Raw genomic sequence first — 19,145 nt, 5'->3', positions numbered from 1 at the left:
CTGATAAGTACAACGCAATCATATTAAAAAGGTAGTTATATTCATAATACAGTTAGGTAGAAAAACACTAACATTGTGTATAGAGATGTTAATCTGTGTCACCAAATCAGTTGAGCGTAAACTTGTGTGGATTTGTCGTTAATACGGTTAACTTATTGATTGTAAAGTTGAAATTTATTACTTTCGGAAAAACGAATATATAAAATGAGAGGTTTTTAGAGAGGCAGTTAAAGCTATTGGATAAAAGACAGACATAAAAAAATCCCAGTCATAATAAATTATGACTGGGATTTTTAGTGGTACGCTTATTAGTCTAATCTTATGCTTAAAAGGTGCTAAGCAAAAGTGCTAATAAGTGACGCCGAATAGTGGCGTCCCCAGGGGGATTCGAACCCCCGTTACCGCCGTGAAAGGGCGGTGTCCTAGGCCTCTAGACGATGGGGACGCATAGAGTGTTATAACCAATGGTTACAACGGTACTTCACAATATCAGATAGCTTATCTATTAATAATAGAGCAAGCATTGCCTAGGTGCTGATATCGTCCTACTAGCGAGTATTTATTATAAAATTCAGTAGTACTGAGCTTTGCTATAAATAGTATGGTGGAGCTAAACGGAGTCGAACCGTTGACCCCTTGCATGCCATGCAAGTGCTCTACCAACTGAGCTATAGCCCCTCGCTAAGAGTGTGCGTATTTTAGGTAAGAGTGGCAGTGTTGTCAACAGCTATTTTAAAAATAGTTCATAAATATGCTAAAAAATACGTTTAAAGCTGTTTTATTAGCGTTATGAGTTCAAATTAACGTGGGTTTTGCTTGATAGCTATCTCTTTTAGGGCTTTGTCGGTAAAAAACTCTTCTTCACTGGTATCAGAGAAAACGATGGCGCAACATTCAGTTGGGATATATTGACCGCCTTTTTCTCGGACAGTGCTTATGCCTTTAAAGCCTATAATCTCAGACTCGGTTAATCGCGCTGACTTATTATAATCACAGTAAGTTGTATATATCCACTTTAGGTCTTCAAAGTCTTGCCCTGTCGTAAGGGTAAGTTTTGCATCATAAAGCTCTTTTACGATCGCATCATAGTATTTCTGCGCTTCTTTGAGCGTGTTAAAGACATAATCTTTGCTTTCTATCGTGACGGTTTTGGCGGCCATATTTGTTTCCAATTAACGTAATGCTGATATCAATGTAAAGAGGGGTCAGTATTAGCCTGACCCCTCTTGTAAATTAACTAGCTGTATTACTAATTAATAATATTATCAACTAACAAGTGAAAAACTATTCAGCAGCCAAAAAGTCTGGTAACTCTACCGCTTGTTTCTCAAGCTTTTTCAGTTTCTTTTTACCCAAGCCACCAAGTACATCAACCGCATGACGCAAACGTGTCAGCGTCATGTCAGCGCCGATAATCGCCATAGAGTTCATGACTGGCGTCGATGAGGTGCTGCCAGCGATAGCGATAAAGAACGGTGCCATAAAGTCACGCATCTTAATATCAAGATGGGCAGCAAGACCTTTGAGCGTGGCGTAGATATTTTCTTCCGACCAAGTTGGTAAGGTCTCTAACTGCCAAAGAGCCAGTTGTAGCATTTCTACAATTTGCTCAGGCGTCAATGATTTATGCGTAAAGCTCTCAGCATTAATATCAGGTAGGTTTTGGAAATAAAAGCCACTCCAATTAACCGCATCAGACAATAATTCAATACGAGGCTGAATAGCGGCGGCGATAGCGGTTAATTTATCGCTGTTACTTGCCCAGTCGAGGATTTTATTTTTGAGCTGTTCAGGCGTTAAGGCACGTAGCCATTCTGCATTTAGCCAGTTAAGCTTTTCGATATCGAAGATAGGGCCGCCAAGTGAGACGCGCTGAATATCAAAACTAGCAATCATTTCATCTAAAGTGAATTTCTCAGCGTCATTAGGCATCGAGTAGCCCATACGACCTAGATAGTTAAGCAGCGCTTCAGGTAGCACACCTGCATCACGGTAGTAAGTAATAGAAGTTGGGTTTTTACGTTTCGACAGTTTTGATTTATCTGGGTTACGCAGTAGCGGCATGTGGCAAAGTACCGGCATCTCCCAACCAAAATAGTCATAAAGCAGCTGATGCTTAGGCGCAGAGTTTAGCCACTCTTCACCGCGCATAACGTGACTGATGTCCATCAAATGGTCATCGACGACGTTGGCAAGATGGTAAGTCGGCATGCCGTCGGTTTTTAGTAATACCTGCATGTCTACTTGCGTCCAAGGAATCTCAACAGTACCGCGTAGCATATCTTCAACGTGGCAGACGCCTTCGGTCGGTACGCGCATACGAATCACATGCGGTTTGCCCTCATTGACCAATGCACTAGTTTTCTCAGGGGCCAAATGAGCACAGCGTCCATCATAGCGTGGCGTCTCGCCATTGGCCATTTGCTGAGCGCGCATGACATCTAGCTCTTCGCTAGTACAAAAACAGCGAAACGCATTGTTGCTATCTAATAGCTTCTCAGCATGTTCTTTATAAATGTCACTACGCTCACTTTGACGATAAGGGGCATGCGGGCCACCGATGTCTGGACCCTCGCTCCAATCAAGACCGACCCAGCGCAGTGCGTCCAAAATCATTTGTTCAGATTGTTCAGTTGAGCGGGTTTGATCAGTGTCTTCGATACGTAAAATAAATTCGCCGCCATGAGCTTTAGCAAAGGCTAAGTTAAATAGCGCGATATAAGCGGTCCCTACGTGAGGAAAACCAGTAGGCGATGGGGCAATACGGGTACGAACAGGGCGTTTTCCGCGAGGAGCAGTAGTGGTTTGAGTCGACGTTTGCATGATAGAGGTCTCAGAATATAGTTATTAATGAAAATGGCAGTGAAAAATAGCAATGATAAATGTAAATGAAAGATTTACATGAAAAATACGAATGAAACAATAGACGTTAAACTAGAAAAATAGCGTAAAATATAGCGCTAGTATAACAGAGAGATGTGATATTTTTAATGAAAAGGCCTTCTAGTGCTTGACTACAGATATATCCTTGCGATAATAACGCTAGGTAAGTCATAACTTGTTTATTTTCATCTAATTACTGGCCTTATTGGTCGTCATCTATTGAGTTGTTTGTGTCACTATCAAAACCTAAGTCAAAAACTAAGCCAAAATCTAAACCAGATTCTAAAGCCAACCCTTCTTCTACCGCTGATATCGAGTCAGTGGTGAGCCCGTCTTCTATGGAAAATATTTCTGCTCAAGATGCCACTGAACAAGTGGATCAAACTATTGATCAACAGCCTAGTCAAGGCGATATTACGTCTGACGAATTGGACTTTGTACATGATGCAGTGCTATTGCAAGAGGCGGTCGCAGCGGTATTGGGTGTCAAATCACTACCTAATAGAGCAGAAGGTGAAGCTGGCTTACAGGCGAGTGGCATCTATGTTGACGCAACCTTTGGGCGCGGTGGGCATAGCCGGCTATTATTAAGTCAGCTTGCTGATGATGCACAGCTGATTGTTTTTGATAAAGATCCAACCGCTATTAGCGTTGCCCAAGAGCTGGCAGGTGCAGATAGCCGCGTGCATGTGATTCATGATAGCTTTGCTACCTTGACGGACAGTCTGGCTGCAATGGGCATCACTCAAGTCGACGGTCTTATGGCAGATTTAGGCATCTCATCACCACAGATTGATGATGGCAGCCGTGGTTTTAGCTTCATGCGTGATGGCGCTGTCGATATGCGGATGGATACTAGCCGCGGGCAATCAGTGGCCGAATGGCTTGAACAGGTCGATGATGAAACCTTAGCTAATGTGCTTTATGAATTTGGCGAAGAGCGCCACAGTCGCCGTATCGCCCGTGCTATTAAGCAGATGGACAGCTACAAGTCGACGCTTGAGCTAGCAGAAGTCATTAAAGTTGCTCATCCCAATTGGCAACGCGGTAAGCATCCTGCCACGCAAAGTTTTCAGGCTATGCGTATTTTTATCAATAATGAGCTTGGCGATGTTGATGACTTTTTAGAACAAAGTATTCCGATTTTAAAATCAGGCGGACAGTTGGCAGTCATCAGTTTTCACTCATTAGAAGATCGCCGTATCAAACAGTTTTTGCAGCGTCATAGTAAAGGGCAGTATCCGGAAGACGAAAAGTTGCCGATGCCGCCCAATCGTCCGCGCTATTTTAGTAAACCTAAACGTGTCGGTCCGAGTAAAGAGGAAGTAAGTCATAATCCACGCTCGCGCAGTGCATGGTTACGGATGGCGACTCGTACCGATACCGATTATATATATGCGGTAGAACAGTAAAGTATATATGACAGGCATCTAGTCGCTGTTCCTTATATCAAATATGAATAAATGTCTTAATAAATACGCTGCTGTTAAAGAGCTGTAAATATTATCTGCTAGGCTCAGCAGTTAACTTTTTATTTGGTTGTTTTTTAGCCAGTTAATGAGTGTGTTTGGTTTTATATTTTATTGATGGTGCTGATGAATTGTTTGTAATTCTAAAATAATTAGCGCTTTTACACTTTAAGTTCACTTTTTGAGATCGTCATGGCAATATCTGACAAACCTGCAAACCGCCGCGCCGCTATGTCTAATACTACCGATGTCGGCGAACTATTCGCGCGTCGATTTAATGTCGTCAGTATTTATGTGGTCGTATTATTGCTATTAGCAGGTGCTATCGTGTGGAGCGGTATCAAAACAGCCGAAGACGTTCAGCAATATCATCAGGATTATAGAACCTTGCAAGATATGAAAAAACAAGAGCGTAAGCTACAAGTTGAACACCAACGCCTATTAATCGAGCAGCAAACCTTCAGTGCGACTCCGCAAATTGCCAGCCGAGCTGTCGCCGAGCTAGGTATGTATTCACCAACGCTTAAAGATAAACTGATTATCCAGCCAGGGGTTGCTAACGCATTGGTACCAGTGGTGACTAATGACTCAGATGAAGATGATTCGTACGCCAACGGACCACGAGCTTCTACGGATTTGTCTCCTGATGTTCCGGTAGTGGAGGCAGGACAATGAGTGATAAAAAATCAACAGATAATGGAAAAAGCTCAGCGAAAAATACCAGCAAAAAGTCAGCTAGCGGTAAGGTTATAAAGCCCTTACGTCGTGCTAGCGCTGCCAAATCAGATAGCAAAACTACAAATAACAAGTCCGCAAATAATAAGTCTGCAAAAGCGGATGATCGCGCTGGCAAACTATTCGGTCGCCTAAAAAAGAATGAAACTCAAGGCGCTTATACCAGTGTTAAAAACCGTAAGAAAATTATTTTTAGTAAAGCCTCTGGTGCTTCATCGCGTGGTGGTTTTGAGAATGATAAAAACCGTTTTCGTACTATCTGGGGAATTGCGCTGGTTGTATTAGGTTTGCTAATAGCACGCGCCTATTATCTGCAAGTAGCTAACGCGCAATTTTATCAAGATAAAGGTAATGAGCTTATTACTAGTGTGCGCACCCAAAAATCCTATCGCGGTATGATTACCGATCGTAATAAGCTGCCCCTCGCAGTAAGCGCACCGCTTGCAACAGTATCGTTTAGCCCGCATGATTATGCGCGCGAATATTACGAGCTCAATCGCGTCAAAATTGCCAATCCTGAAAGTCCGCAGCTACAAGCACGTATGCAAAAGCGCTTAGACAATATGGATCTAACTCGCTTAGCTGCCGCTGCTAACATTCCAGTCAGTGAGTTAGAAAAAGTGGTCGCTATTGACGACAGTATTGACGTCACAGATGAAGAGGCGGTAAAAGCTGCTTTACCATCGGGAGCGGGCTCACATTATTTGCCATTACTTAATAAAGTCACACCTGAGATTGCCCAAAGTGTTAGCTCGCTTGATTTTCCTGGGGTTTATGAAAAGAACTTCTTTCAGCGCTATTATCCGCAGCCACAACCTAATTCGCAATTATTAGGCTTTATGGGACAAAATTCTAGCGATCCTGAAGGTGGTTATGAAGGTCGTGCAGGTATTGAGCGCCAATATGAAAAAACCCTAGCAGGTGACGATGGCAAGGTGTTGGTATTAAAAGATGCTAAGCAAAACAGCCTAAGAGAAATTAAGCAGATTGAACCGGAAGTTGCAGGGCAAGATGTGGCGTTGACTATTGATTCGCGTTTGCAGTATTTGCTCTATAAAGAGCTGGAAAAAGCAGGGCGCTTGCAGCAAGCACGTTGGTCAACGGGTATGGTCGTTGATGTTCAAACAGGCGAGGTACTAGCGTTATCGACATGGCCATCGTTTAACTCTAATAATCTTAATGAGATGACCGGCGAAAACCAGCGTAACCGCGCGCTGCTTGACGTTTTTGAGCCAGGTTCGGTGATGAAGCCCTTTACCGTCGCTGCAGCTTTAGACTCTGGTAAATATACTGCTAATTCTCTAATTGATACCAACCCAGGCTCTATTCGCGTCCGTGGCTATACGATTCGTGACCATAATAATCTAGGAAGGATTAATATGGCGACACTACTACAGAAGTCTAGTAACGTTGCCTCGACTAAAATTGCCCTGTCTCTACCGCCTGATGCCATTACCAATATGCAAAAGCAATTTGGCTTTGGGTCAAAAACCCCATTAGATTTCCCTGGTGAAGGCAGTGGCTTGGTGGTTACACCAAAAGAGAAAGAAACTGCTCGCCGCGCGACTGTCAGTTATGGTTATGGTTTACAAGTAACACTAGCACAAGTAGCGCAAGCTTATGCTGCATTGGCAGCAGGTGGGGTTATGCATCCATTAACGTTAACCAAGACTGACAAGCCGCTACCAAGTAAGCGTATTATGGAGCATGAGCAGGCGATGTCGATCGTCAAGATGCTTGAGGCAGTTACGGAGCCGGGCGGTACAGCAAAAGCAGCGGCCATTGATGGCTACCGCGTGGCTGGTAAAACAGGTACTTCGCGCCGGATTAACCCAGATGGCGGTTACTATACTGACCAATATCGCAACGTCTTTGCTGGTATGGCGCCTGCATCCAATCCGAAACTCGTGGGCGTGATGCTCATCGAAGACCCACGTGGTCAGATTTATGCAGGTTTAACAGTAGCGCCAGTCTTTCATAATGTTATGAGAGAGGCTTTACGCTTGTATAATGTGCCTTTAGATAAGCCTTTACAGACTGAGTAACTGTACATGACAGGAATCAAATGACTGATATCAAAATTTAGGTATTGTTTTTATAAATTATCAACAATACCTGCAGTTTTGAAATCGCTATTTGTCACTGTTCAACACGCTTTAATCTTTCAATTTTCTTAATCGTCTAGGATTTGCCCATGACCACATCATCACACGACGCTGTTACGTTGCAACAACTTATAGATAGCAGTAGTGACGAGTTAGGGCGACAATTATCAAAGATGGTGCAAAATGCAGATAATCCAGACGCGATTGCCAATACGGTTTTTCAAGATTTACGTCTAGATAGTCGACATGTCGCTAGTGATGACGTATTTATCTTGTTAAAGAGTCAGACGCAACAAGGTCAAGACTATCAAAAAATCCGCGACTATCTGTCGCAAGCTGCCAAGTGCGCTGCTTTTATCTTATCGGAAATTAATCTATTAGATTTATTCGACAATACCAATGTACTGCCATGCCCCATTCTGTACGTACCAAATATCCGTGATTTTTTAGGTGGTTTAGTGCAAGCACGCCTGCAGTATCAGCAGCTAGTAGCATTGCCAACTGTCGTCGCGGTGACAGGCACTAATGGTAAGACGACTATTAGCCAATTAGTAGCGCAGTTAGGACAGCTGGCTGGTATGAATAGCGCAGTCATGGGAACGGCAGGTAATGGTAAGCTTGGCGCATTAATACAGGCCAGTCATACCACTGGTGATGCCTTAGCAGTGCAGCAGTTTTTATATCAAATGGGTGAGCAAAGTGCTGATCTACTGGTGCTTGAGGCTAGCTCGCATGGACTTGACCAGCAGCGCTTGCAAGGCGTACCAGTAAAAGTTGCTATTTATACTAACTTGAGCCGCGATCACTTAGATTATCATGCAGATATGGCAGAATATGTCGCTGCCAAAGCCAAGCTATTTGATAAAACTCACTTCCCAACCTTGACGCACGCTATCATTAATATCGATGATGAGTATGCAAAGGTAATGATGGATACCGCACAAGCTAGTGGTCTGATCGTATGGACCTACAGTTTGCAAACTAAAGCTAATAGCAATGCTAATTTTATCGCCACTGACATTGAGCCGAGCCTACAAGGTGTGAAAATCGCTCTACGCAGTGCACTGGACGATAGCCAATCTACTAATATCAATATTGTTAGCCCTTTATTAGGGCGTTTTAATGTTGCCAATTTACTAGCGGCGATTGCAGCAGCGGTCGCATTAGGTATCAGTCTTGAGCGTGTTGCCAGCTTAGTGCCACAGCTACAAGGCGCAATCGGACGTATGCAGCGAGTACCGTCAAATGATGGCTGCTTTATTGTGGATTATGCGCATACGCCTGATGCTTTGACACAAGTGCTAGATAGCCTAAGAACGCATTGCCGTGGACAACTATGGGCAGTGTTTGGTTGCGGTGGTGACCGCGATGCTGGCAAGCGCCCACTGATGGCACAGGCAGGATTGTCGGGTGCTGATCAAGTGATATTAACTGCAGATAATCCGCGCACTGAAGATCCTAATATAATTTTGCAAGACATGCAGGTCGGCATGAGTCCAGAACAATATCAGCGTACTCATATCGAACCTGTCCGCCAACAAGCAATTGAGTATGCCGTGCATCATGCCAATGACGATGATATTGTCGTTATCGCTGGGAAAGGCCATGAGACTTATCAGGAGATTAACGGTGTCCGTCATGATTTTGATGACAGCGTTATCTTGCAGCAGGCATTACAGCAAGCCGGACGCATCTAGATAATTAATTCCTCATACGGCTAAATATAGCCACATGAAAAAACAACAGATAGATAAAAAATAACGAAATAAAGTCGTCACCATACAAGGCAATCACTATGACAGCTGGCAACAATAACACCATTCAGTCGCAAGGACTTTATGTCTGGCAAGCAGATAACTTGCTGGCAGCTACCGCGGCACTTGGCAGTCACTGGCAGGTAGCACAGATAGAGCAGGCAGGGCAATCAAGCACAGAGATTGGAGTCACCAGCAATCGCATTACCACTGATACACGTACCATCAAAACAGGTGATATATTTTTAGCGTTAAGTGGCGACAACTTTGATGGGCATGATTATATCAATGTCGCTGCCGCTCAAGGTGCTGTCGCAGCAATTGTATCGCGCCCGATTTCTACTAGTATTCCGCAGTTAGTGGTTAGTGATGCGCGCTTGGCATTGGGGCAGCTTGCCGCATATAGACGCAATCAGCATCAAAACCTTACAGTCATTGCTATCACTGGCTCTAGTGGTAAGACTACTTGTAAAGAGATGCTAGGTAGTATCTTTGGTCGTTTGGCACCGACACTCATTACTCGTGGCAACCTAAATAATGATTTGGGTGTGCCGATGATGCTTCTTGAGCTATCTGATCATCATCGTTACGCAATCCTAGAGCTGGGCGCCAACCATATTGGCGAGATTGCTTATACGACTGAGATTGTCCGTCCTGATGTGGCGTGTATCTTAAATATTGGTACGGCACATTTAGGTGAATTTGGCAGCCGTGAAGGTATATGTCAGACCAAAGCTGAAATTTATCATACTTTAAGTGATGCACAATTTGCTATTGTCCCTGATAAAGATGACTTTACCAACCAACTGCGCCGTATTGCTGAAAAGCATACCTCACATGTGATTGGTTTTGGCAATACTGACGTGAGCGCCAGCCATTTAGACGTAGAGCCTGAACGCAGTGAATTTAAGCTGCATATTGGCAATAGTGTTCATGATATTAATCTGCCACTTGCCGGCGAGCATAATGTCAATAATGCCTTAGCCGCCGCTGCTTGTGCCTATGCGTTAAATATCGACATCAGCGATATCGTTGTCGGACTAGAAAATGCTCGCCCAGCAAAGGGTCGTTTAAATAGTCAGCTGCTCGGTATGCACAGGCTTATCGATGATACTTATAATGCCAATCCACACTCCGTACGTGCCGCAGCAAAAGTATTGGCGGCGCAAACTGGTACGCAAGTTATGGTATTGGGTGATATTGCTGAGCTAGGCGATGCTGCTGTCAGTGAACATCAAAGCCTTGGCCGTACTATCGGTGCGACAGGTATCGATGTACTGCTGTGCGTAGGCGAATATGCTGCGTATAGCGTTGCTGGTGCGGAAGAAGTTAGTGCGATTAATGCACATGCTTTTGATGATAAAGAAAGTCTACTGCAGTACTTGCAGCAGTTTTTGCAAGCGCAGCAAGCGCAACCTTGTACTGTATTGTTCAAGGGTTCTCGTTCCATGGAAATGGAAACACTTATTGATGCGCTAGTCGAGGAGTAGGCGGTGTTAGTTTGGTTGTTTGAATGGCTTGGTCAGTTTTACACACCGTTTTTTGCGGTTTCTTCGTTGACGCTGCGGGCGCTACTTGCGGTCATTACCGCACTTAGTTTTAGCTTGTTTTTTGGTGGGCGGGTCATTCGTCACCTGCGCTCACTCAAGTATGGTCAAGCGGTCCGTGACGATGGGCCGCAGTCACATTTGATTAAGACCGGTACGCCAACGATGGGCGGGGTATTAATTCTGACCTCTATCGGGGTAGCGACATTACTATGGGCGCGACTGAGTAATCCTTATATTTGGATTCTGCTCATTGTGATGATTATCTTTGGCGCTGTCGGTTGGGCAGATGATTGGCTAAAAATTAAATATAAAAACCCTCAAGGCCTTATTGCTCGCAAAAAGTATTTTTGGTTGTCGATTGGTGCGTTGTTCGTAGGGGCTTCACTCTACTATATTGCGACGCTACAGCCCGATATGGCAACGACGCGTGAGATGCAGGATTTATTGATTCCTATCTTCAAAAACTTAACGATTCCATTCTCTGCGATTCCATTTGGCATCGGTTTTATTATCTTTACCTATTTTGTCATTAATGGTGCTTCTAATGCGGTCAATTTAACTGACGGCTTGGACGGCTTGGCTATCTTACCGATAGTGCTAGTGGCAGCAGGTTTGGGTGCGATGGCATACGTATCAGGTGACGTTAGATTTTCGGCATACTTGCACGTTCCTTATATCGCCTATAACTCTGAAGTGATTATCGTCTGCGGCGCAATGATTGGCGCCGGTCTTGGATTCTTATGGTTTAACGCTCATCCAGCACAAGTCTTTATGGGTGATGTAGGCGCACTGGCACTTGGCGCGATGCTAGGTACGATTGCAGTAATGACGCGTCAAGAGATTGCTTTTGCTATTATGGGTGGTCTATTCGTTGCCGAAGCACTGTCAGTTATGATTCAAGTTGGTTCATATAAGCTACGTAAGAAGCGGGTGTTTCGTATGGCACCGCTGCATCATCACTTTGAAGAAATCGGTTGGAAAGAAACCCAAGTGGTCGTCCGTTTTTGGATTATTGCTATCGTCTTAGTGGTATTAGGTTTAATGACCTTGAAGTTACGTTAGTTTAAAATCTTAACTAGCTCAATAAAAAGCCATCTCCGATATATCGAGATGGCTTTTTTGTCATTTAATGATAGTTAATGTCGTCCGTTGTGGCTGAATTTTGCTAATATGCTCATCAAATATATCTGAACTTGAGATGCCTGTGTCCTTATTTACTTGTCCTATTTGTTATTCGCCATTGCAGCCTGCTAAAGATACGTGGCGCTGTGATGGTAGCCTGCACCCCAAGCAAACCTCGCATCCATTTGACATGGCAAGACAAGGTTATGTCAACCTGTTACCAGTCCAACAAAAAAAATCCAAAGCACCTGGTGACAGTCAGCAATCTATTGATGCGCGTCAGCGATTTTTGGACGCAGGATACTATGAGCCTCTGCAAGCATTAATCTGTCAGCAACTGACGCAGTTGTTGGGACAAGGCAAAACAGCAGCTGAGCCTAGTAAAAAACCAGTACGCTGGCTAGATATCGGTTGCGGAGAAGGCTATTACACGCAGGCAATGGCGCAAACTGGTATGGATACTCTAATTGCTGCTGATATTAGTAAGCCTGCGCTCGCCAGCCTTGCTAAAGTCAGTAAGGCGGCAAAATATCTTTGGTATCAACAAGATAAGGAAGTCGAAAAGACAGGAATTGAAAAAACAGGAATTGAAAAAACAGAAACTAAAACGGCTGCCATTTATCCGCTAGTGACTAGTGCCGCACACTTGCCATTACGCGCTCATAGTATGACGGGTATCAGCAGTATATTTAGCCCCATATTGCCAGAAGCATTTGCAACAGTCTTAAAAGATGATGGTTATTTGTTGATTGCCAAGCCTGATATAGGGCATTTGGCTAGTATACGTGAGGCATTATTTGACAGCGTCCGTGAGCATGATTCTGAGAAATTCTTACCTACTTTAGCGCCTTATTTTGAGCTTGTAGACACGCATAATATTAGTACATCACTAAGCTTATCGGCAGGTGCATTAGCAGACCTTTTGACTATGACGCCTTATGCTTATCGCGCTCGTGCTGAGAATCGTCAAGCTTTGCTAGCCAGTGCTGAGACCGCACCATTTATGACTGAAGCAAAATTTGTAGTATATGTTTTAAAAAAACTCACCACTTAAAAATAAAGTTAATAACTTTATATCGTCAGTCCTAAATAAAAGAAGTACAAATATTATAACCTGCGACTGGTATAAATTTTTCTTGCTTGCTGTGCCTACGTAGACAAAGGCTGCGCAAAATCTCTCTCAGTCGCACTGTATTTATTTTATAGTGGATTGACTATAGTATAGGTCCCATTGTGGCAACGACATTATTCCAAATCCGATAAGGTAGGGGCCAGTCCTTTACTTGTTCGAGCTTTACCTCATTGGAGTCTGCGATATACTGATATTGGCGTTCGATAATGTCAGCAGTCAAAGCCTTATCGCTAAACACAATGTTGTTTTCATAGTTCAAATCAAAGCTACGCAAATCTAAGTTGGTCGAGCCAATCAAACTGATTTCCCCATCAATGGTCAAAGTCTTGGCATGCAACAAACCTGGTCTATATTCATAGATTTTTACCCCTGCTTGCAGCAATTGCCAATAGTAGCTGCGACTGGTCGCTGCTACTACCAACGAATCATTATTCTTTGGGAAAATCATCGTGACTTCTACGCCGCGATAAGCAGTGGCACATAAGATACTGACCAGCGAATAATCTGGTACAAAGTAAGGGGTTGAGATAGTTAAAGTGTTCTGGGCTTGGCTGATAAGAGCACCCAAAAACTGCGGGCTCGATCCATGCCGTTGGGTCGGGCCATCCGCGAAAACTTGGGCAGCAAAGCCTTGGTGTTTTGAATTTTTCTGACATTGCGTATTAGATTCAGTATGAGACTCGGTATAATAAGGAAAGCTATCAAGCGGTGTATCTGGATTTTCAGTCAGCCAATCGCTAGCAAAGAGCATTTGATTTTGTGCGACTACTGGCCCCTCAACCCGCAGCATAATGTCCACCCATGGCGCAAATTTTGGTTTTACTCGAAACTCAGGGTCTGCGCAGTTGCGACTACCAGAGTAGCCAATTTTACCGTCAATAACAGTGATTTTGCGGTGATTACGCAGATCAATACGGCTCAGTAAGAGTACTTTTATTATATTGTTAATCGGTAGCGCAACACTAAGCTGTACGCCTGCGTCTTTCATCTCTTGCCATACCTTCGAGCCAACCATCTTGCGTGAGCCCATTCCATCGACCATCGCGCGGCAAGTGACACCGCGCTTAGCTGCACGTATCAATGCTTGTGCAGTATCAATACCCATGCCATCAATTAGCCAAATATAGTACAGCACATGAATATGATCAGTTGCCGCCTCAAAATCTGCAATCATACGCTTACGTGTAGCCGCTGCATCTGCCATCAGCTCAGCACGATTACCCAATGTAGTATGAAAACCAGTCACGTTAGCTGAGTAAGCGAAAGCAGCGCGATACTCTGGTTTGACAGCCTCTATTAACGAGGCGTCATTGCCGAGCACTTCAGGGTTGCTACTGTGTAGCTGGTCGATAATTTGCTCATATTTACGTGTAAATTCGCGTCCCAAATGAATTTCGCCAAACATCCAATAGACGACCACGCCAATATACGGCAGCACAAACAACACGACTAACCAAGCGAGCCGTGCCGATGAAGTTAATTCATGACGCGCCAGCACTCGTAAGGATATAAGCAGCAATAATATAAAGTGAATGGTGAGCAAGATATCCAATACCATAGCGCGGTCCGTTATTTTTTATTGTTATTCATATTGATTGGTTTTTATTACTATTGATTAATAGTGCTCATGGATTATAACGTACTCTGTATCGAAATGCTTTTTACCCAATATTAATCTATTTAATAGACAAAAAGCGCACCAGAGTTAATGGGTACGCTTTTTATTAGGCTTATATAGGTCATGTAAAAAGGCGCTAACCTTACTGATTCATATGTCCGCCTTGATTCATCATATGTCCATCTTTGTTCATCATATGACTGTCTTGATTCATCATTTGCCCGTCCTTCTGCATATGTTGAGAGCGCATTTGTGTGAGTTTTTGACGCTGCTCTGGGGTCAGTATTTGCATCATATCATTGTGGTTCTGCATATGATTACCACTGTTATTCTGTCTCATAGCTTGCATTTGAGCTCGTTGATCAGCAGTCAAATTGAGCTCTGACATCATATTTTGCATCTGGGCCTGCATTTGTCCTTGGTTATGATGCTGCATAGCAGGTGCTGAACTAGTAGGTGCTGACGTAGCATCTTTAGCTTCTCCAATATTGGCACAGGCAGTGATGGCAAATAGACTAGAGACAGCTACTACTGAACTTAGTAATAATTTTTTCATAATGTTATCCTTTTTTCGTTTATCAATTTTATTTCGAAAATGTTCTAGATATAAAAGATTATTATTTCGACATCTTAATATTGCATTGGGCTTTGGTTGCTAGAATAGAGTGTCCAATATCTACATACCCATCATAAACGTTAGATAAGTGGTAAGTGTTTTTGAGGTATTAAGAAAGGTAACGATGGCCACTTAATTGTATATTATTAAGCATTCTAGTAAATCCATGTCAATAGAGTGGATTTTTTAATTCTATCATATTAGGCAATAGAGCTGGAAAAGGCGTTCATTAAAGTTAACCATTATTAAATCTATCATCTTCAAAAAAATTAAATATCATTTAATTCAAACAAAACCGATTAGAAAACTGTCTAGCAATTATCCCCAAATTATGCCAAATTGCAGCTTCTTAATTGTCCGCTGATATCTTCGTATGGTTCTTATGGATAGATATCAATAGTATTCGCAATAAGCCGAGTGGCTGAATAAAGAAAAATCATCGTTCATTTGCAGTGATAGAGAGGTTGTTACTCTTTATTTTAATGACATTGACAATATTAAAACTAACGCTAACGCTACAAACCAACACTATTAGACAGTATTAGGAATCGACACATGGAAGGTTTAGTCAATACAATAAACGGAGTCATTTGGAGCTCTGCGCTAATCTACTTGTGCTTGGGAGCAGGTCTGTTTTTTTCCATAGTGACACGCTTTGCGCAAGTGCGTCTTTTTGGCGAAATGATACGTCTCATATTCAAGGGCAAGGCCAGCCGCGATGGCATCTCCTCCTTTCAGGCATTGACTCTATCTTTAGCTGGACGCGTAGGGATGGGCAACATAGCTGGAGTAGCAGCTGCTATTGGTTTTGGCGGACCGGGAGCGGTGTTCTGGATGTGGGTGGTCGGTTTCTTAGGCGCCACTACTGCCTATATTGAAGCGACTCTAGCGCAGATATATAAAGAAAAAGACGCGACCACTGGTGAGTATCGCGGGGGACCAGCCTACTATTTTGAAAAAGCGCTCGGTCAGCGTTGGTACGGTATCGTTTTTGCGATTACTGCTATTATAGCTCTAAGTATATTTTTACCCGGTATTCAAACCAATGGTGTGGTCAATGCCGTCACCCAAGTAATGGGCGAAGGCACCAATCTAAATATTTTGGGCGCAAATGTGAGTGGCATGCGTCTAGGTGCGATAGCTCTTATCCTAGTCGTTTTCGGTATTATCATCTTTGGTGGTATCAAGCGCATTGCAACCTTTACTGAAATTGTAGTGCCATTTATGGCAATCGGCTATATCGTTTTGGCTTTGATAATCATGCTCATCAATTTTGAGATGGTTCCACAAGTATTTGGATTAATCGTTAGTGACGCTTTTACTGCCCAAGCGGGGTTAGGAGCAGCAATAGGTTGGGGTGTCAAACGTGGTGTTTACTCTAGTGAAGCTGGTCAAGGTACGACACCTCATGCTGCTGCTGCTGCTGAAGTTGATCATCCCGCACAGCAAGGATTGGTACAGTCATTTTCTGTCTATATCGATACGCTATTGGTTTGTTCTGCAACGGCCTTTATGATTTTGACAATGGGAACCTATAACATTCAAGGAACCTTGCCTGAAGGACAGTATCTAGTACAAAACGTAATAGCTGGTACTGAAATTAACTCTCCTGCTTTTACTCAGATGGCAATGGAATCAGTCTACGGTGCTTTTGGTAATATTTTTATCGCGGTTGCCGTATTCTTTTTTGCCTTTACCACTATCTTAGCCAACTACTACATTGCTGAAGTCAACGTGGCCTATTTAACACGCTCTATTAGTCCTAAAGCCAATAAAATAGGATTATTTCTCGTTAAAATATTGACGATGGCGATGATTGCCTATGGTGGTCTTAATTCAGCGGGTTATATTTGGGCGGTTGGAGATATTGGGGTTGGTCTAATTGCGTGGTTAAACATCGTCGGAATTCTGATTATTTTCTTTATGGCGCGTCCTGCACTAAAGGCTCTCAAAGATTACGAGATGCAGCGCAAAGCGGGAGTTACTCGCTATACTTTTGATCCTACTAAACTGGGTATCAAAAATGCTCTATATTGGGAAAATCGCCATTTAACAGAGCAACCATCTCTCAAGGAAGCGCCAATACGTAAAGAGTCTAAATAATGTATTGGTAATCAATGCTATCAGTTATTAGCGGTTGAAAGCACCTGCATAAAAATAAGCTTAAAGTAAGATAAGAGGCGGTTGTGATTTTCGCTTGCCTCTTTCTCTTATTGCTCTTAACTAAGCGTTTATTGCTTTTAACTTAGCCTTTACTGCAATCCATCTGCGGCTGTTTTATCCGCGTTGGTATTTTCGACAGAGTCGGTTGCTGCTTTATCAATACCCGCATCATTTGAAGACTCTGGCATGTCTTGTGTTACGGTTGTCCCCTCAGCATTATTGTCTTCAGCAACACTTTCGACTTGATCTACGGCGACGACTTCACCTGAATCTACGTCAGCTTCTTCTATTTCATTACTACAAGCACTAACACCTATAAGAGCAGTGATGAGTGCTGTCCATAGCGCAGTTCGAAGTGAGCTATTCGATTTTAATAGTATTTTTTTCATTTTATTATCCTTAACAAGATTGCCATAAAGATGTGGTAAGGTTTTTTATTAATCTGAAAAGGAAATGGCACAGAGTTAATTTATAAATATAGCATTAACCAAGTTATTACTTCTCAGAGCTTATTTTATGCTCCTTCTCAATAATATTTTATACAGTGATTGCGAGCAAGTTTAAAAATAAGAAAGTCACAAAATCTAACATTCTGTAAACATGAATCGAGATTTCAAAGTGTATGCTTATAATAAACAATGATTGTTCATTAATAAGGGTATAACTATGAGTAATAATTTAGTAGGGAGTGATTTGACTCGTGCAATGTTGAGTCGCGGTGACAAGCAAGTCTGGTGTGCTGTAAGTAATGATAGCGATGAACAAGCTATCACGACTATTAACAATGCTAACTATAGCGGTATACATCGTATTGTTTCCTTCAACAGTGAATATCTCATTTGCAGTGAAGGGAACTTATGGGTTTGTGCTGTCCCTGTCAAAAGGATTGAGATGCGTCAAAGCGAAGTAAAAATATAAGTAAGGGATGTTTTTTCGTCTTACATATATTTTTTGAGCAACCGTTCAACATGAAAAAAGCGCCATCTATATAATAAGTAATAGCTAAAAAAAACAATAACTTATAGAATTCTGATTCATTAAATCTGGTTTATTATCACGATTAGATAGTGACAGTATAGAAACATTTCAGATGGACTTAAAGAGTTGAGTTTATAAAGATATTAAACTATGAGATGTTTTTCGCATTCTAACAGTAGGCCATGAACAGGAGGGATCAGGATGTATCAAGAATTAACTGGTAGTGAGTTAACGCGTGCGATGTTAAATCGTGGTGATAAGCAAATATGGTGTGCTGTAGGCGATGATAGCGATGAGGAAGCTATGTCTGATCAAATGAATAACGATTTTACGGCTCGCATCGTATCTTTTGATAATGGCAATTTCTTATGTACAGCAGGTATGGCATGGTCGTTTGCTGTACCTATCAAAATAGTTCCGTTGACGCGAGATGAGGTAGGACTCTAAATTTCTCTCATGGCTTTATTAACCAGTCAGAGATTGACGGTTAATTAGTTTACACAAGATAGCAGGGCCAATAACAAAAATTAAGTGGTTGCACAGCGACGTATGACTCTGGCCTAAAATTGTGATAGTTTTTTCTGTATTGAATCGATGACATCCAGTTGAATTCTATCATAATCACCAATCCAAACCTCCTCTCCCTCTTCAGTCACTTCTTTTAAAGACCTAAAACGATTAATTAGATCTCGTTGAAAATTACTCAATGAAGTGTGTATCAGTGATACCTCATGATCAGTGAGTGATATACCATGCACTCTTTTTTGCATTTCCATATATCCCTTTTTTTATCGTTAATATCCATATAAAAGAATATACACGATAAGAACATATATATGCAAACTATAGTTCGTGAATAATCTGATTTTTGATAAAATTTATGACTGCTGTTGTGGGTATTCTATTACATAAACACTATACTTGATACCTTTAAGTAAAGGATAGATGTTACTTCTATAAAAAATTTTTACTAAAAATTTACTCAGATATTGATTGGATAATAGTCAGGTAATAATAGCT

Annotated in this window: 15 protein-coding genes and 2 tRNA genes; 10 read left to right on the top strand and 7 right to left on the bottom strand. The window is 42.4% G+C overall.

Annotated features, from left to right (window positions below; all coding sequences use genetic code 11):
- Positions 1–369: 369 nt before the first annotated feature.
- The 4 genes from AK825_RS13435 to gltX all read right to left on the bottom strand — a co-directional run bounded on the left by AK825_RS13435 (position 370) and on the right by gltX (position 2,823).
- A tRNA-Glu gene (locus AK825_RS13435) sits at positions 370–445 on the bottom strand.
- Positions 446–602: 157 nt separating this feature from the next.
- Positions 603–678, bottom strand: a tRNA-Ala gene (locus AK825_RS13430).
- Between the two features lie 122 nt (positions 679–800).
- On the bottom strand, positions 801–1,160 hold the full coding sequence (locus tag AK825_RS13425) for a hypothetical protein (protein ID WP_068038487.1): 360 nt from the start codon (positions 1,158–1,160) through the stop codon (positions 801–803).
- A gap of 124 nt (positions 1,161–1,284) precedes the next feature.
- Positions 1,285–2,823 carry a glutamate--tRNA ligase gene (gene gltX, locus AK825_RS13420; RefSeq protein WP_068038483.1) on the bottom strand — a complete coding sequence of 513 codons (1,539 nt, stop codon included), beginning with the start codon at positions 2,821–2,823 and terminating at the stop codon, positions 1,285–1,287.
- Positions 2,824–3,113: 290 nt separating this feature from the next.
- Here gltX and rsmH point away from each other — a divergent pair, with 290 nt between their 5' ends.
- The 7 genes from rsmH (at position 3,114) to AK825_RS13385 (ending at position 12,672) form a co-directional block, all read left to right on the top strand.
- Positions 3,114–4,295, top strand: coding sequence for a 16S rRNA (cytosine(1402)-N(4))-methyltransferase RsmH (gene rsmH, locus AK825_RS13415; protein WP_227514081.1), 1,182 nt, complete (start codon positions 3,114–3,116; stop codon positions 4,293–4,295).
- A 249-nt stretch (positions 4,296–4,544) separates the two neighbouring features.
- Complete coding sequence (locus tag AK825_RS13410) at positions 4,545–5,027, top strand: cell division protein FtsL (RefSeq protein WP_068038479.1); 483 nt, start codon at positions 4,545–4,547, stop codon at positions 5,025–5,027.
- A complete protein-coding gene (locus AK825_RS13405; RefSeq protein ID WP_068038475.1) occupies positions 5,024–7,132 on the top strand; it encodes a penicillin-binding protein 2 in 2,109 nt (702 codons plus the stop codon). The genes AK825_RS13410 and AK825_RS13405 overlap by 4 nt, the downstream gene beginning before the upstream one ends.
- 149 nt (positions 7,133–7,281) lie before the next feature.
- Positions 7,282–8,889, top strand: a complete 1,608-nt coding sequence (locus tag AK825_RS13400) for a UDP-N-acetylmuramoyl-L-alanyl-D-glutamate--2,6-diaminopimelate ligase (RefSeq protein WP_068038472.1) — start codon at positions 7,282–7,284, stop codon at positions 8,887–8,889.
- A gap of 98 nt (positions 8,890–8,987) precedes the next feature.
- Entirely contained in the window at positions 8,988–10,436 is a 1,449-nt protein-coding gene (gene murF, locus AK825_RS13395; RefSeq protein WP_068038467.1) for a UDP-N-acetylmuramoyl-tripeptide--D-alanyl-D-alanine ligase, read from the top strand.
- A gap of 3 nt (positions 10,437–10,439) precedes the next feature.
- Positions 10,440–11,558, top strand: coding sequence for a phospho-N-acetylmuramoyl-pentapeptide-transferase (gene mraY / locus AK825_RS13390; protein WP_068038464.1), 1,119 nt, complete (start codon positions 10,440–10,442; stop codon positions 11,556–11,558).
- Positions 11,559–11,694: 136 nt separating this feature from the next.
- On the top strand, positions 11,695–12,672 hold the full coding sequence (locus tag AK825_RS13385; protein WP_068038462.1) for a putative RNA methyltransferase: 978 nt from the start codon (positions 11,695–11,697) through the stop codon (positions 12,670–12,672).
- A 160-nt stretch (positions 12,673–12,832) separates the two neighbouring features.
- On the opposite strand, the gene cls is transcribed toward AK825_RS13385, so the two are convergent.
- Both cls and AK825_RS13375 read right to left on the bottom strand, forming a co-directional pair.
- Positions 12,833–14,308, bottom strand: a complete 1,476-nt coding sequence (cls, locus tag AK825_RS13380) for a cardiolipin synthase (RefSeq protein ID WP_068038459.1) — start codon at positions 14,306–14,308, stop codon at positions 12,833–12,835.
- A gap of 202 nt (positions 14,309–14,510) precedes the next feature.
- Positions 14,511–14,924 carry a hypothetical protein gene (locus AK825_RS13375; RefSeq protein WP_068038454.1) on the bottom strand — a complete coding sequence of 138 codons (414 nt, stop codon included), beginning with the start codon at positions 14,922–14,924 and terminating at the stop codon, positions 14,511–14,513.
- Between the two features lie 615 nt (positions 14,925–15,539).
- Between AK825_RS13375 and AK825_RS13370 the strand changes: the two genes are divergently transcribed.
- A complete protein-coding gene (locus AK825_RS13370) occupies positions 15,540–17,087 on the top strand; it encodes an alanine/glycine:cation symporter family protein (protein WP_068038451.1) in 1,548 nt (515 codons plus the stop codon).
- A 149-nt stretch (positions 17,088–17,236) separates the two neighbouring features.
- Here the strand turns inward: AK825_RS13370 and AK825_RS13365 are convergent, their stop codons facing one another.
- Positions 17,237–17,536 carry a hypothetical protein gene (locus AK825_RS13365; RefSeq protein ID WP_068038448.1) on the bottom strand — a complete coding sequence of 100 codons (300 nt, stop codon included), beginning with the start codon at positions 17,534–17,536 and terminating at the stop codon, positions 17,237–17,239.
- Between the two features lie 277 nt (positions 17,537–17,813).
- Between AK825_RS13365 and AK825_RS13360 the strand changes: the two genes are divergently transcribed.
- Together AK825_RS13360 and AK825_RS13355 are read left to right on the top strand one after the other, a co-directional pair.
- Positions 17,814–18,065, top strand: a complete 252-nt coding sequence (locus tag AK825_RS13360) for a hypothetical protein (RefSeq protein WP_068038444.1) — start codon at positions 17,814–17,816, stop codon at positions 18,063–18,065.
- 261 nt (positions 18,066–18,326) lie between these two features.
- Entirely contained in the window at positions 18,327–18,572 is a 246-nt protein-coding gene (locus tag AK825_RS13355) for a hypothetical protein (RefSeq protein ID WP_068038441.1), read from the top strand.
- Positions 18,573–19,145 lie beyond the last annotated feature (573 nt).

The organism is Psychrobacter sp. P11G5 (assembly GCF_001593305.1).
Classification (GTDB): domain Bacteria; phylum Pseudomonadota; class Gammaproteobacteria; order Pseudomonadales; family Moraxellaceae; genus Psychrobacter.
Note: the sequence above shows the minus strand (reverse complement) of the source record. Positions and strands in the feature narration are given on the sequence as shown.